This is a genomic window from Exiguobacterium sp. Leaf187 (assembly GCF_001423925.1).
In the GTDB taxonomy this organism is placed as follows: Bacteria; Bacillota; Bacilli; order Exiguobacteriales; family Exiguobacteriaceae; genus Exiguobacterium_A; species Exiguobacterium_A indicum.
Genome location: NZ_LMPR01000009.1, coordinates 1,141,118 through 1,154,477, shown reverse-complemented (window position 1 = coordinate 1,154,477; position 13,360 = coordinate 1,141,118). Strand labels below are relative to the sequence as shown.

Here is a 13,360-nt window from a genome sequence, read left to right as displayed (position 1 = left end):
CGAACATCAAATCAAAGCACAATAAAAAAGAATTTTTAAATTTTTATGACAAAATTCTTGAATGTTCCGACAATTGTGGGTCATACTGATTTTATTGATGTTTCGAAAAAAACAGAAAATCTTTATAGGGGGTGCCATCTTATGGGCCGTTATTTAGCTCAACGCCTGATCTACGGCGTAATGACGTTTTTACTCATCGCTTCGTTCACTTTCTTCTTGATGGATCTGCTACCAGGTTCACCGTTCCAAAACCAGGAGAAACTTTCTCCTGAACAGTTGAACATCCTTCGGGATAAGTACAACTTGAATGATCCACTTCCGCAACGCTACGCAGCGTACATGGTCAACTTGTTCCAAGGAGATCTTGGTATTTCATTTAAGTATGATAGCCGTCCGGTAACGGATCTGATCTCTGAACGAATTGGACCATCGGCTCAACTTGGAGTTCAGGCGTTGATTCTTGGCGTCCTACTAGGGCTTGTACTTGGTGTTATCGCGGCGCTTCGTCACAACACAGTGATTGATTATGGTGCGATGTTCGTATCGGTTATCGGGATCTCAGTACCTTCCTTCGTATTCGCCTCACTCCTTCAGTACTATGTCGGCGTGAAATGGGGCGTTTTGCCAGTCGCGTTCTGGGAAAGCCCGGCGCATACTATTTTACCGACCATATCGTTATCACTTGGGGTCACGGCCTCGATTGCTCGATTCGTCCGTACAGAGATGTTGGAAGTTACAGGTCAGGATTACGTCACGTTAGCTAAAGCAAAAGGCCTAGATGGTCAAGCGATTACTTGGAAACACATGGTTCGGAATGCTTTGATTCCGGCAATCACGATTCTTGGACCGATGACAGCTGCGCTAATCACAGGTACGCTTGTTATTGAAAAAATCTTTGCGGTACCAGGACTGGGTGAGTTATTCGTATCATCGATCACACAAAATGACTACACGGTTATCATGGGAACGACGTTATTCTTCTCGGCAGTCTTCATTCTCATGATCTTAATCGTCGATTTACTGTACGGTGTCGTTGATCCACGGATTCGTTTGGGGGGTAACAAATAATGGCTGAACAAAATTCAAATGCAAAATCAGAACAGTTTGATTCGTCACTGTTCCAACACGTTGAGTTCAATGAACAGGCGGGAGAACGCCTTGCTGGTAAAAGTTTAAACTTCTGGCAAGATGCATGGATGCGTTTGCGTAAGAACAAAGCGGCGATCCTATCGTTAGCGGTCATCATCATCATCGCGATCATGTCACTAGTGGGTTCTTCACTTTCTGGTAATGATCCTTATACCCAAACAATCACACAGGCTAAACTTCCGCCTAAAGTTTCAGGGTTAGAGTGGGCTGGTTTTGATGGTATGGCAACACTTGGTGAAACACCGATTGATTTTTATAAACAAAAACAGGTGACAGAGAACTTCTGGTTTGGTACGGATCACCTTGGTCGTGATCTTTGGTCACGTGTCTGGGAAGGCACAAAGATTTCCTTATTCATCGGTTTAATGGCAGCAGTCATTGACGTTCTCGTAGGTGTCACATACGGTGGTATCTCTGCTTATTATGGTGGACGTGTCGATAACATCATGCAACGGATTGCTGAAATTTTGACAGGTGTACCGAACTTGATATTAATTATCTTGTTCATCTTAATTCTTGAACCAGGGATTACGACGATCATCCTTGCGATGACGATTACCGGCTGGATCGGGATGAGCCGACTTGTTCGTGGTCAAATTTTGAAACTAAAGAACCAAGAGTTCGTTCTTGCAGCACGGACACTTGGTGCTTCTAGCACACGGTTGATCTTCAAACACTTGATTCCAAATACCTTGGGAACGATCATCATCTCACTCATGTTCACGATTCCAAGTGCAATTTTCTTTGAAGCATTCTTAAGCTTCATCGGTTTAGGACTTGCACCACCACAACCGTCACTTGGTACTTTGATCAACGAAGGGTATAAAGAACTCAAAACGTTCCCTTACTTGCTCGTTGTTCCATCGACGGTCATCGTACTCCTCATGATCAGCTTCAACATGTTGGCAGATGGATTACGTGATGCGTTCGACCCACGTTTACGACGCTAACGGAAACTAGAGAGGAGCTCATTCACAATGGAAACTATTTTATCTGTTCGCGACCTGAATGTCGCTTTCCATACGTATGCCGGGACGGTTCAAGCCGTCCGCGGTGTATCGTTTGATTTGAAAAAAGGCGAGACACTCGCAATCGTTGGTGAGTCTGGTTCTGGTAAGTCAGTTACTTCAAAAGCAATCATGCGTTTGATTCCAAACCCACCGGGTGAAATCACGAAAGGCGAGATTTTATTCGAAGGTCGTGACTTAGTTAAGCTTTCCGATAAAGAGATGCAAAAAGTCCGTGGTCGTGATATCGCAATGATCTTCCAGGATCCAATGACATCACTTAACCCGACGATGACAATCTATAAACAAATCGCTGAAGGCTTAAAACGTCACCAAGGTTTAACGGGTGACGCAGCGAAGAAACGTACACTCGAACTTTTGACACTCGTAGGGATTCCAAACCCAGAAGCGCGTCTGAAACAATACCCACACCAATTATCAGGTGGGATGCGTCAACGGATTGTCATCGCGATCGCACTTGCTTGTAACCCGAAAGTATTGATTGCGGATGAGCCGACAACTGCACTCGATGTTACGATTCAAGCTCAGATTCTTGAGTTATTGAAAGACATCCAGCAAAAAACGGGTACAGCGATAATCTTCATTACACACGATTTAGGTGTCGTAGCGAACATGGCTGACCGTGTAGCCGTCATGTATGCTGGTAAATTGATTGAAAAAGGAACGGTAGATGAGATCTTCTATGAGCCACGTCATCCATACACATGGGGACTACTTGGTTCGATGCCACGTCCATCGGATGACCGTTCGCAAGATCTTCCAGCAATTCCTGGAACGCCACCGAACTTGATGCACCCACCAGTAGGTGATGCGTTTGCACCGCGTAATAAATACGCGATGAAGATTGATTTCGAGAAAGAACCACCTTTCTTCAAAATCTCAGATACACACGAAGCGGCGACGTGGTTGCTACATCCACAAGCACCATACGTCGAACCACCTGCAGCAATCCGTGACTTGGCATTAAAATACCGTCCGGACAGCGTGTTCTCAAAATCGCTTCTGAAAGGCGGTCTGAAGTAATGGAAAACCGTAAGAAACTACTTGAAGTAAAAAACTTAAAACAACACTTTAATATTGGTCGCGGTCGTGTCGTTAAAGCAGTCGATGGTCTCTCGTTTGATATCTATGAAGGAGAAGTGCTCGGTCTTGTAGGGGAGTCAGGCTGCGGTAAATCGACAACTGGTCGTTCGATCATCGGCTTGTATGATGCGACAGACGGCGAAGTCATGTTCAAAGGTGAAAACGTACACGCGAAAAAATCGCGTAAAGAGAAACTGAAGTTTAACCGTGCGATGCAAATGATCTTCCAAGATCCATATGCCTCTTTAAATCCACGTATGACAGTCGGTGATATCATCGCTGAAGGTATCGATATCCATGGCTTAGCGAACTCGAAAGAGGAGCGTAATAACCGTGTGTATGATTTACTTGAGACTGTTGGTTTAACGAAAGAACACGCGAGTCGTTACCCGCATGAGTTCTCAGGTGGTCAGCGTCAGCGGATTGGGATCGCACGCGCACTTGCTGTAGAGCCGGACTTCATCATTGCGGATGAGCCGATTTCAGCACTCGATGTATCGATTCAAGCCCAAGTCGTCAACTTGATGAAAAAACTACAACGGGATCGCAGTTTGACATACTTGTTCATCGCCCACGATTTATCGATGGTCAAGTATATCTCAGACCGGATCGGTGTTATGTATCAGGGTCACCTCGTTGAATTGTGTGATGCAGATCGTCTGTATGAGAATCCAGTTCATGCGTATACGAAGTCACTTCTATCAGCGATTCCGCTTCCGGATCCAGAGCACGAGCGGACACGTAAACGGATTATCTTTGATCGTCCGACGAGTGGACCGGTTGGTAAATCGGATGAAGATTCGAGCATTCCACCACTTCGTGAAATCGAGCCAGGTCACTTCGTTTCGATGACGGATGCAGAACTTGAAGCGTATCAAGCGCAACTCGTATAATTTTTTAAAATAAAAGGCATTTCCACGTTGATCGTGGAAATGCCTTTTTAATTTTCTGATGCGATACGCGGTAGATGAGCAAATCGGTGGACTACTGAATCGATCGCATCAAGACGACGCATGGCTTCTTCAAAGTCAATTTTTTCGTAATGATGGAGTCCGCCCGGCTGTTCTTCCAGCGTATCCGCATCATGAACAAGTTGTTGAAGAGGTGTTCGGTTGATCGCACCTGGTGGGAGATAGGAATCCGTATGCAAAAGAACAGCGAGAGCAATTTCTTTTGCGCGTGCTGGTTCTTCACCAAGGCGAATCAATAGTTTATGAGCACGTTCAGCTCCTTTAATGGCATGAATATCATTTTGGCGATATAAATCATAGTTCCAAGTGCCGTCGGTATACCATTCGTAATGACCAATATCATGTAAGAGTGCTGCCTTCGTAGCAGTGTCAGCATCTAAACCACGTTTCGTAGCGAGTGTCAGTGCGCGTTCCGCTACTGAAATCGCATGATTCAAGCCAGAACGAGATAAATATTTTTGAGCGATCGGATGATCGAGAATCGTAACAAGTGTTAATGCCATGAATGAAAAACTCCTTTCTGAGCGTTGATATTTCTATATACTCTACAGAAATTTGAAAGAAATTGCAACTATTTTTCATTTATCAATCGACAATCTCACATATTTAATTGCTTAAAGTAGGAATAGATTTTTGAGATACGTGGTATACTTACTAGTGTAGAAGATGATTTATTCGCTTTCGTATGGTTGTTAGTTCTGTTTCGGGCCGAATGGGGTGTCGGAATATGAAAGAACGTGACAAGAAGAAAAAGCTGAAGAAGCGCCTTTTGCGGGATATTTTAGAGAAAAAACTGAAAGAAATGAAACTTCCTAAAGCAAAAGAGACGATTTCTCAGCCATTTGATCACACGCCAGCTTGTTAAAGCCACGTGGTGGCTTTAACAAGCTTTTTTACGAAAAGTTCTTTCATCTTTGTAAAAAAGCTAGGTTTTCTGCTTTATTAGATGTAAACTGTCAAGTAATAGAACCATCATCAATATCTGCTTATTCACATAGGTATTGAATGATGTTAAATCAGGGGGAGGATGTTTTTCAATGGTAACACTCTATACTTCACCAAGTTGTACTTCTTGTCGGAAAGCACGCGCGTGGCTTGAAGAACATGAAATCCCGTTCGTTGAACGTAATATCTTTTCAGAACCATTATCGCTCGATGAAATCAAACAGATTCTTCGCATGACGGAAGATGGAACGGACGAGATCATTTCAACACGTTCAAAAGTCTTCTCGAAACTCGATGTTTCCGTTGAAAACTTATCGTTGCAGCATCTATACGATTTGATTCAAGAATATCCGGGATTATTGCGTCGCCCAATCTTGATTGATGAAAAACGCCTTCAAGTGGGATACAACGAGGATGAAATCCGTCGATTCTTACCGCGCAAGGTGCGTACATTCCAACTTTTGGAAGCACAGCGTCTTGTCAACGAGTAATTTCAAAAAGCACGCTGCTTCGTGAGCAGTGTGCTTTTTGTTACCGATAAAAAAGGTTAAAATAAAGATAACAAAGGAATAGAAATATATCCTTCGGATTCAAAACCATGAATCCAAGTTATGTCCTCGTTCGTATTCTAGATAAGGAACGAGAAGAAAGGAGTGGACAGTTTGAAAATCGAACGCGTCAATGACAATACGGTCAAGTTCTTCATCACGTACACCGACATCGAACGCCGTGGTTTTGCCCGAGATGAGATTTGGTATAACCGGGAACGGGGAGAACAGTTATTCTGGCAGATGATGGACGAAGCGAATGAAAAAGAGTCCATCTCCTTCGAAGGTCCACTGTGGATACAAGTGCAAGCATTTGAAAAAGGTCTTGAAGTCACTGTAACGATCGCGAAAAATGCAGTTGATGGCGAGCAAGTCGATGAAGACGAACTCGATTCACTTTTACGATCAGCGATGTCTGAGACAGAAGATAAAGATACAGAGTTAAGCCAAGATGTTTTATTTGAAACTCGCGATTTCGAACATATCATCGCGCTCAGTCAATATGCGAATGCTCCTGTATTCGCAGAACTTGAAACAGCGCTTTATCAAAAAGATGGGCTCTATTTACTGCATGTTCATTTCGAAGATGATGTGAACGTAGAAGCGCAAGAAAACGTCATGAGTTTAATCGCAGAGTATCTCCAGTTCAGCGAACAAACAATACATCCTGTAGCTGAATACGGGAAACAGATCATTGCTTCAGATGTCTTTCCGTTCATTCGGAAACATTTTCCGAACTAAGGTCAGAAAAAGTGCGAGGAAAAGGAGGATCACATATCGTGATACCTCCTTTTGTTCTGGTATTAAGTGAGTGTATAGCCTCCATCTACGATGAGCGCTTGACCGTTGATGTAACTCGCTTTGTTTGATAATAAGAAACAAACGACCTCAGCGATTTCAGAAGGTTGTGCAGGCTCACCTCGAAGGTGATGTTTCATTGCGAGGTCAAATTTATCTTTCCCGCCATATAACGCATGACTGAGCGCTGTATCGACTGGTCCCGGGCAAATCGCATTAAATCGGTACTTACCATGGAAGCGGGCGGCGTATGTCTTTGTTAGCGTCAGTAAAGCACTTTTAGACGAAGCGTAAGGCAGTAGCATTGCTGGAAACTTAACATGACCTACGATGGCGCTATTATTGACGATGGAAGCACCTTTTGAAAAGCGTTTCGTCGCGAGCTGTATGATTCGTTCGGGTGCGTGATAGTTCACTTGGAATACTTCTTTTTGTTGATCGGAGACACGTTCAGGTGCAACGGGTTTACCGAAAGTACCTGCATTGTTGAAAATACCATCGATTTCTGGGAAATCTTCTTGTGTTTCTTCAAAGAACGCATCGATTGCAGAGGAATCAGTTAAGTCGACAGGGAAGAAATATAAACGTCCTTCTCCATTTGATTCAAGCGAGGATCCTTTATCTTCATTACGACCAATCGCAAGGACAGTATGTCCCTCCCGGATGAGTTGAAGCGCAGTTGCCTCACCAATTCCACTTGTTGCACCAGTAATGATATACGTACCCATTTAAACGCTTCCTTTCTGTCATCAGTTTAAATACGATTTGTACTACTTACATAAAAGGAGGGGGATTCATGCTACGACGTGTACAACTTCTCATGACCCTCATCTTGACCATCGGCTTGATTGCCTTTTTATCCTACTATTGGAGTGTCTACATGGTAGGTTGGCTGTCCATCGTCATCATTTTGGTCGTCATGAGCGTGTTCGTCATCATTCTACTCGAAAATCGAAACCCAGAACGAACGCTCGTCTGGGCACTCGTCATGATGGCATTGCCTGTCGTTGGCGTATTCGTGTATTTCACATTTGGTCAGAACTACCGCCGAAAAAGAATGTTTCGACTGAAGGCAATGCTTGATGAGGAGTCTTACATTAAATATCGTACCCAGTTTAAGGCAGGGGTACACCAATCAGTGTTCCAAGAAGGGCGTTATGGAAAAGTTGTGACACTTATCGATTCAATCAGTCGTCTTCCGATTTCGTATAATACACATACAAGAATCTTGACGAATGGTCAGGAAAAGTTTCCGATTCTTTTAGAAGAGATTCGTCAAGCACAGCATCATATTCATTTGGAGTACTATATCGTACGGGATGATCAACTTGCGCTTCAGTTACAGGAAGCGTTGATTGAAAAGGCCGAGCAAGGAATCGAGGTCCGTTTTCTTTATGATGCCGTCGGATGTTTTTCGACGGATAAGCATTATTTCAAGAAGATGCAGGCGGCTGGCGTTGAGGTTCGCGCGTTTTTCCCTGTCGTCTTACCGTTTATTTCTAGTAAATCGAACTACCGGAATCATCGGAAAATTGTCGTCATCGATGGAACGGTTGCATTTACAGGCGGAATCAACATTGGGGATGAGTATATCGGTCGCGATCAACATTTTGGTTTTTGGCGTGATACCCATCTTCTCGTAAGGGGAGAGGCTGTCTCTGAACTCCAACTGATTTTTCTCCAAGACTGGTATTACATGACAGGTGAACGGCTGTTTACACCGTTTTACATGGAGCCACTTGAGTACGTTGAAGAAGCAACAGGGGGTGTTCAAATCATTGCGAGCGGTCCTGATGAGCCACATGAGGCAATGAAATCACTTTACTTCGGGCTCATCACGGAAGCGCGTGAATCAGTCTATATTGCTTCTCCGTATTTGATACCGGATGAAGATCTGATGACAGCACTGAAGACAGCTGCTATGGCAGGGATTGATGTCCGTATTTTGCTACCGAGCTTTCCAGACCATAAAATCGTATTTTTTGCGAGCCGTTCTTATTTTGATGACTTGCTACGAGCTGGTGTGAAAATTTACGAGTACAATAAAGGATTCATGCACTCGAAAGTCATCGTTGTGGACGACGCCATCGCAACGATTGGGACAGCGAACATGGATTTACGTAGTTTTCATTTGAATTTCGAAGTGAATGCTTTCTTATATGGAACGAACTCTGTCCATGAACTAACACGTGATTTTTATGAAGATTTTAGCCATTCGACACAAGTTGATGCTGATATGTTCCATCGGCGTCCATTACGCCGTCGATTGATTGAATCGATTTCACGTTTATTCTCACCGTTACTCTAGAAAAAGGGGACGATTCAGATGTTTGAAGCCATTGATGCTTCTGGTAAACGCATCATGATTCACAGATTTCCCATCCATGAATTAAAAGCGATGTCCTTACGTTGTCCGTATTGCCTGAAGCCCTTGCGCGTCAGGCAAGGACGACGACCACATTTTGCACATATCTCAGCTTGTTCAGGAGAAAGTAGTGTGCATATGTCCTGGAAAAAGCGCATTGCCGATTCTTTAATAAATGCAGGTATCCAAGTCGAAATTGAATGGGTGACTGGAGAGAGACGTTTTGACCTGTGGATACCAGAACAGAAACTTGGAATTGAGATTCAACGTTCTCCGATGTCGGCAGAAGAATGGATTAGACGAGCCTTACTTGATGCGAAACAAGAACAAACGGTTCGGTGGATCGGATTTCATCCTTCACATGGTGTCACGTTGCGATTGCAGGGTTGGATGCGACAAGCATTTTTACAAAATGATTATTTGGATCTGATCGTCGAGAATCAAATCCGGAGATTTCGACATCCAGTTCCTTTTGCAAAACACCATGTCTATTGCACGGTTCAATCGCTCTCGTTATCTGATTTTCTCTCGACAGAGCCTTCATCATTTCCTCGGAAATTTTCAATCGCTCGATGGCAAGGGATCGTTCATCGCTATCGGAGACGTCCTTTTTATCCTTCATTACCTCCACGCATTCTCAAGACCCCACTGTATCAAGCAGGTCTCCATCTACAAAACCTTCCCTCATTTGTGTTTCTTCCGATCACACGTCTATTATTTCTCCCTGTCCATCCCTTTGAATTTCAAATCGCAGTCTTTTTAAAGCTAAAAGGGAGATATACTTCAATCCATCTAGAACATGCCATAAATCAACTGCTTTACCAATTGAATCTATCGATTGAAAGAGATTTGATTGATGCTCTCGTCAGAGAATGGATGGAACGGATCGAGGAGGCGAATAAGCTGTTTTAGCAGGAGCACTTCGATTGTTTGTCGAAAAGAAAACAGGTATAACTGAATTAAAGGAGTGAGGGAAATGGCAGAAGTATTAACACGTCAAGATGTTGACGTTACAGAAACATGGAATCTAGAGTCGATTTACGCAACGAACGAAGCGTGGGAAGAAGAATTCGAATCGGTGAAAGCGATGCTTCCATTACTCGTCGAGTATAAGGGTCGTCTTGGACAGAGTGCAGAAACACTCTATGAAGGGTTACAGTTACGCGACGAAGTCTCAAGACGCCTTTATAAGCTTTATACATACGCGCACATGCGTTATGACGAAAATACAGCAGACAGCTTCTACCAAGCTATGAATGACCGTGCTCGGACGCTCGCGTCGCAAATCGGAGCAACACTTGCTTTCATGACACCAGAATTGTTAGCTGTACCTGAGTCAACGATTGAGACGTATCTTAATGAGAATCCAGATCTTGCGATGTATCGTCATGCATTTGATGAATTGAATCAAGAGCGTGAACACGTCCTGACGGAAGCGGAAGAAGCGATTCTTGCAAAGGCAGGAGAAGTACTCGGTCAATCCGGTACGACGTTCGGCATGTTGAACAATGCAGATCTGACATTCCCGAAAATCAAAGGGGAAGACGGAGAAGAGACAGAGTTGACACATGGTCGCTTTATCACATTCCTCGAGTCATCTGATCGTTCGGTCCGTGAAGCTGCATTTAAAGCGATGTATGGAACATATGCAAAATACACGAATACGCTCGCTTCGACACTTGCTGGGTCAGTTAAGAAAGACAACTTCTATGCGGATGTCCGGAAGTTCCCATCGGCACGCGCAGCAGCTTTACATGGTAATGCGATTCCTGAGTCCGTCTATGATGGATTAGTTGAAGCGGTACATGAGCATTTACCATTACTCCATCGTTACGTCGCTTTACGTAAGCGAGTACTTGGACTTGATGAACTACACGTGTATGATATGTACACACCGCTCGTTTCTGAGGTGGAGATGAAAGTCTCTTACGAGGAAGCGAAACAATTGATGGTTGAAGGACTTGCACCGCTTGGAACAGAGTATAAGCACATCCTCGAAGAAGGATTGTCTGAACGTTGGGTTGATGTCCGAGAGACGCGTGGTAAACGGAGTGGAGCCTACTCTTCTGGTGCTTATGATACACAGCCGTTCATTTTGATGAACTGGCAAGACAACATCAACAACCTCTTTACACTCGCACATGAATTCGGACATTCTGTCCATAGTTATTACACGCGGAAGTCTCAACCATATCCATATGGTGATTATTCAATCTTCGTCGCAGAAGTTGCCTCAACGACGAATGAAGCATTGTTGAACGACTATCTATTGAAGAAAGTAACGGATCGTAAAGAAAAACTCTATTTATTAAACAATCAACTCGAAACATTCCGTGGAACATTGTTCCGACAAACGATGTTCGCCGAGTTCGAACATGCAATTCATGATGCGGCTCGTCTTGGCCAATCGCTGACACCGGAATTCTTAACGTCAACGTATTATGCGTTGAATCAAAAATACTTCGGAGAAGAAATTGTATTGGATGAAGAAATCGGTCTAGAATGGGCTCGGATTCCACACTTCTATTACAATTATTATGTCTATCAGTATGCAACGGGCATTTCTGCTGCCGCTGCTTTGACGGATCAGATTCTAGAAGAAGGACAACCTGCTGTAGAGCGATACATTAACAATTTCTTAAAAGCGGGATCAAGTGATTATCCAATCGAAGTATTAAAAGCTGCGGGTGTCGATATGACAACAAAAGCGCCAGTTGAAGCAGCATTGCGTCAATTTGAACGTGTCCTAGATGAATTTGAAGCTTTGTTAGCAGAGTGACATCTTTGTGACAAAGTGAACAAAGAGTGGAAAAGAGGCGAAGTCCACGATATACTTATATTGTGAAGAGGGTCACATTCCCCAGTCGATTCTCTTTTTCCCCCATCCAGTGGTCAAAAGAAAAGTCCTTCTCGTCATGAAGGACTTTTTCTTATTCTATGAGTAAATACTAAAAAGGGACAGTGAAGCATGCTTCACTGTCCTTTTTATTGTTTTTATCATGCGTGTGCCGAATCTTTTAAATGACGCCATACTTTTCCATCACAGTACGATAGAGAAGCACATTTTTGTTGCAAGACCAGTTTTTTTAATTCGTGTTCAATCTGGGATTCAGGAGCATCATAAATAAAGGCGATTTCAGCCGTTGTTGCTGTTTCATACCGTCTCAAGAATTGTTCGAGTGGTGGCTTCGGTTGTTTCTCGATCGTATGATCTAGCAATTCACTTAAGATCGAGACATACACCAAATACTCATAAGGTCCTTCTGCTTTGATCGCTTCTTCGTCTCCGACAAAAGCGAGTGTTGGAAGAATCCGAACATCCCAATCGGTGACTAGTTCGGTTTCTTTCTCGAGCATTTGCTGAATCGTATCCGACGAGACATCACGATGAAACTCTTCTAAATCCAAACCATACTCCGTTAATGCCTCTGCTAGCCGCATCAATGATGGGCGACTATAAGCACTTTCTCCTTCGACGTTATGAAGCATTCGAAGGCGTCGCATGAATCGCATACCAAACGTCTTTCCTTGAAGCTCAATTGCTTTTAGAATGACGAGTGGTGACATATCGCATGCAGATCGTGATGGAGCACATGGAATCGTTGCAATCGTCCGAAGACGGAACAGATGACCATATTCTAGCTCTAGCTTCTTGAGGACGGGTATCAACCGTAAACCATCCGTTTGTGTCACATCTAGAAAATGATAGATTTCCAGAGGTTTCGTCGGTTGTTGAATCGATGGTTCGTCCAATGAACAATAAGATCCGTTACATTGTGAGTGTTCCATCCGTTCACCCCTTCCTGTTGTTATCGTTACCCTATTTTAGCAACGAAAAAAAAGAAAGAGCAAAGGTTTTGCTTGTTCATTCTTACACGAAAAATCAAGAAAGCGCTTTACGCTCCATGAAGCGAACGATTTTGTTTTTTGTTTTGCGCTGGGGAATGTCATGTTCTGAAAGAAGTCGCTCGAAATCCTTTTGCCCTTGTTCGAAGTTACTGACCTCAAACTCTAACTCATAATCGGTGTGTCCGAGATAGCGACTTTTATCAAGGACAAGCAATCCTTCCGGGAGCACGGTTTCGATTCGTTCTGTCTCTAATCGACCTAAATGCTCCAAAGATCCCTGTAAATCAAATGACTTTAGCTGTTCGTTCATCTCTTCGGAATGAATTAGACCGTATTTGAACAGATCTTCTGCTTCAGTTGATGATAACGTGACATGCGTTTCAAGCAACCCTTCCTCATGGGGTTGTTTTAAAGTCAGTACGAGCCCTTGTTTTTTCTCACGAATCCGTAATGCAGCACCTTTTTTTCGAAGTTCAAAATCTGGCGTATCAAAATAATCATTTGCTTGCCAAATGGGTTGTTTAGCTGACGCATAATGGGTAAATAACGATAGATATTCTTGTTCAGACAATAAGTTCTTAAATTCGATTTCCAATTCTTGTCTAATCGGAATCACGCCTTTCT

General features: G+C 43.4%; 14 protein-coding genes. 10 read left to right on the top strand and 4 right to left on the bottom strand.

Annotated elements, in window-relative coordinates:
- Nucleotides 1-141: 141 nt before the first annotated feature.
- From opp3b to ASF99_RS10320, 4 genes are read left to right on the top strand one after another with little or no spacing between them, the layout of a single operon-like run.
- Nucleotides 142-1,068: an oligopeptide ABC transporter permease gene (gene opp3b / locus ASF99_RS10335; RefSeq protein WP_023468895.1), complete on the top strand. Its 927-nt coding sequence runs from the start codon at nucleotides 142-144 to the stop codon at nucleotides 1,066-1,068.
- On the top strand, nucleotides 1,068-2,099 hold the full coding sequence (opp3C, locus tag ASF99_RS10330) for an oligopeptide ABC transporter permease (RefSeq protein WP_023468894.1): 1,032 nt from the start codon (nucleotides 1,068-1,070) through the stop codon (nucleotides 2,097-2,099). The genes opp3b and opp3C overlap by 1 nt, the downstream gene beginning before the upstream one ends.
- 27 nt (nucleotides 2,100-2,126) lie before the next feature.
- A complete protein-coding gene (locus ASF99_RS10325) occupies nucleotides 2,127-3,200 on the top strand; it encodes an ABC transporter ATP-binding protein (protein ID WP_023468893.1) in 1,074 nt (357 codons plus the stop codon).
- Nucleotides 3,200-4,153: an ABC transporter ATP-binding protein gene (locus ASF99_RS10320; RefSeq protein ID WP_023468892.1), complete on the top strand. Its 954-nt coding sequence runs from the start codon at nucleotides 3,200-3,202 to the stop codon at nucleotides 4,151-4,153. Before ASF99_RS10325 ends, ASF99_RS10320 begins: the two co-directional genes overlap by 1 nt.
- Nucleotides 4,154-4,200: 47 nt before the next feature.
- On the opposite strand, the gene ASF99_RS10315 is transcribed toward ASF99_RS10320, so the two are convergent.
- Nucleotides 4,201-4,734: an HD domain-containing protein gene (locus tag ASF99_RS10315; RefSeq protein ID WP_023468891.1), complete on the bottom strand. Its 534-nt coding sequence runs from the start codon at nucleotides 4,732-4,734 to the stop codon at nucleotides 4,201-4,203.
- Nucleotides 4,735-4,958: 224 nt separating this feature from the next.
- On the opposite strand from ASF99_RS10315, the gene ASF99_RS17440 reads away from it, so the two are divergent.
- The 3 genes from ASF99_RS17440 to mecA all read left to right on the top strand — a co-directional run bounded on the left by ASF99_RS17440 (nucleotide 4,959) and on the right by mecA (nucleotide 6,465).
- A complete protein-coding gene (locus tag ASF99_RS17440) occupies nucleotides 4,959-5,096 on the top strand; it encodes a hypothetical protein (RefSeq protein ID WP_023468890.1) in 138 nt (45 codons plus the stop codon).
- Between the two features lie 172 nt (nucleotides 5,097-5,268).
- Nucleotides 5,269-5,667 (top strand): transcriptional regulator SpxA, encoded by a 399-nt coding sequence (spxA, locus tag ASF99_RS10310; protein WP_012370920.1) that lies wholly within the window; start codon nucleotides 5,269-5,271, stop codon nucleotides 5,665-5,667.
- Nucleotides 5,668-5,838: 171 nt separating this feature from the next.
- Complete coding sequence (gene mecA / locus ASF99_RS10305; protein ID WP_023468889.1) at nucleotides 5,839-6,465, top strand: adaptor protein MecA; 627 nt, start codon at nucleotides 5,839-5,841, stop codon at nucleotides 6,463-6,465.
- A gap of 62 nt (nucleotides 6,466-6,527) precedes the next feature.
- Here mecA and ASF99_RS10300 read toward each other — a convergent pair whose 3' ends face one another.
- Nucleotides 6,528-7,250, bottom strand: a complete 723-nt coding sequence (locus ASF99_RS10300; protein WP_023468888.1) for an SDR family NAD(P)-dependent oxidoreductase — start codon at nucleotides 7,248-7,250, stop codon at nucleotides 6,528-6,530.
- A 68-nt stretch (nucleotides 7,251-7,318) separates the two neighbouring features.
- On the opposite strand from ASF99_RS10300, the gene cls reads away from it, so the two are divergent.
- From cls to pepF, 3 genes are all read left to right on the top strand, one after another.
- Nucleotides 7,319-8,830, top strand: a complete 1,512-nt coding sequence (gene cls / locus ASF99_RS10295) for a cardiolipin synthase (RefSeq protein ID WP_023468887.1) — start codon at nucleotides 7,319-7,321, stop codon at nucleotides 8,828-8,830.
- Between the two features lie 18 nt (nucleotides 8,831-8,848).
- On the top strand, nucleotides 8,849-9,799 hold the full coding sequence (locus ASF99_RS10290; RefSeq protein ID WP_055968684.1) for a competence protein CoiA family protein: 951 nt from the start codon (nucleotides 8,849-8,851) through the stop codon (nucleotides 9,797-9,799).
- Between the two features lie 64 nt (nucleotides 9,800-9,863).
- On the top strand, nucleotides 9,864-11,666 hold the full coding sequence (gene pepF, locus ASF99_RS10285; RefSeq protein ID WP_023468886.1) for an oligoendopeptidase F: 1,803 nt from the start codon (nucleotides 9,864-9,866) through the stop codon (nucleotides 11,664-11,666).
- Nucleotides 11,667-11,884: 218 nt separating this feature from the next.
- On the opposite strand, the gene ASF99_RS10280 is transcribed toward pepF, so the two are convergent.
- Both ASF99_RS10280 and ASF99_RS10275 read right to left on the bottom strand, forming a co-directional pair.
- Nucleotides 11,885-12,676 (bottom strand): DsbA family protein, encoded by a 792-nt coding sequence (locus ASF99_RS10280; protein ID WP_023468885.1) that lies wholly within the window; start codon nucleotides 12,674-12,676, stop codon nucleotides 11,885-11,887.
- A 94-nt stretch (nucleotides 12,677-12,770) separates the two neighbouring features.
- Nucleotides 12,771-13,352 (bottom strand): CYTH domain-containing protein, encoded by a 582-nt coding sequence (locus tag ASF99_RS10275; RefSeq protein ID WP_235515916.1) that lies wholly within the window; start codon nucleotides 13,350-13,352, stop codon nucleotides 12,771-12,773.
- Nucleotides 13,353-13,360 lie beyond the last annotated feature (8 nt).

What these genes read in the sequence shown, in the direction of transcription:
- opp3b (WP_023468895.1), top strand. Translation starts at nt 142, where the DNA reads ATGGGCCGTTATTTAGCTCAACGCCTGATCTACGGCGTAATGACGTTT.
- opp3C (WP_023468894.1), top strand. Translation starts at nt 1,068, where the DNA reads ATGGCTGAACAAAATTCAAATGCAAAATCAGAACAGTTTGATTCGTCA.
- ASF99_RS10325 (WP_023468893.1), top strand. Translation starts at nt 2,127, where the DNA reads ATGGAAACTATTTTATCTGTTCGCGACCTGAATGTCGCTTTCCATACG.
- ASF99_RS10320 (WP_023468892.1), top strand. Translation starts at nt 3,200, where the DNA reads ATGGAAAACCGTAAGAAACTACTTGAAGTAAAAAACTTAAAACAACAC.
- ASF99_RS10315 (WP_023468891.1), bottom strand. Translation starts at nt 4,734, where the DNA reads ATGGCATTAACACTTGTTACGATTCTCGATCATCCGATCGCTCAAAAA.
- ASF99_RS17440 (WP_023468890.1), top strand. Translation starts at nt 4,959, where the DNA reads ATGAAAGAACGTGACAAGAAGAAAAAGCTGAAGAAGCGCCTTTTGCGG.
- spxA (WP_012370920.1), top strand. Translation starts at nt 5,269, where the DNA reads ATGGTAACACTCTATACTTCACCAAGTTGTACTTCTTGTCGGAAAGCA.
- ASF99_RS10300 (WP_023468888.1), bottom strand. Translation starts at nt 7,250, where the DNA reads ATGGGTACGTATATCATTACTGGTGCAACAAGTGGAATTGGTGAGGCA.
- cls (WP_023468887.1), top strand. Translation starts at nt 7,319, where the DNA reads ATGCTACGACGTGTACAACTTCTCATGACCCTCATCTTGACCATCGGC.
- ASF99_RS10290 (WP_055968684.1), top strand. Translation starts at nt 8,849, where the DNA reads ATGTTTGAAGCCATTGATGCTTCTGGTAAACGCATCATGATTCACAGA.
- pepF (WP_023468886.1), top strand. Translation starts at nt 9,864, where the DNA reads ATGGCAGAAGTATTAACACGTCAAGATGTTGACGTTACAGAAACATGG.
- ASF99_RS10280 (WP_023468885.1), bottom strand. Translation starts at nt 12,676, where the DNA reads ATGGAACACTCACAATGTAACGGATCTTATTGTTCATTGGACGAACCA.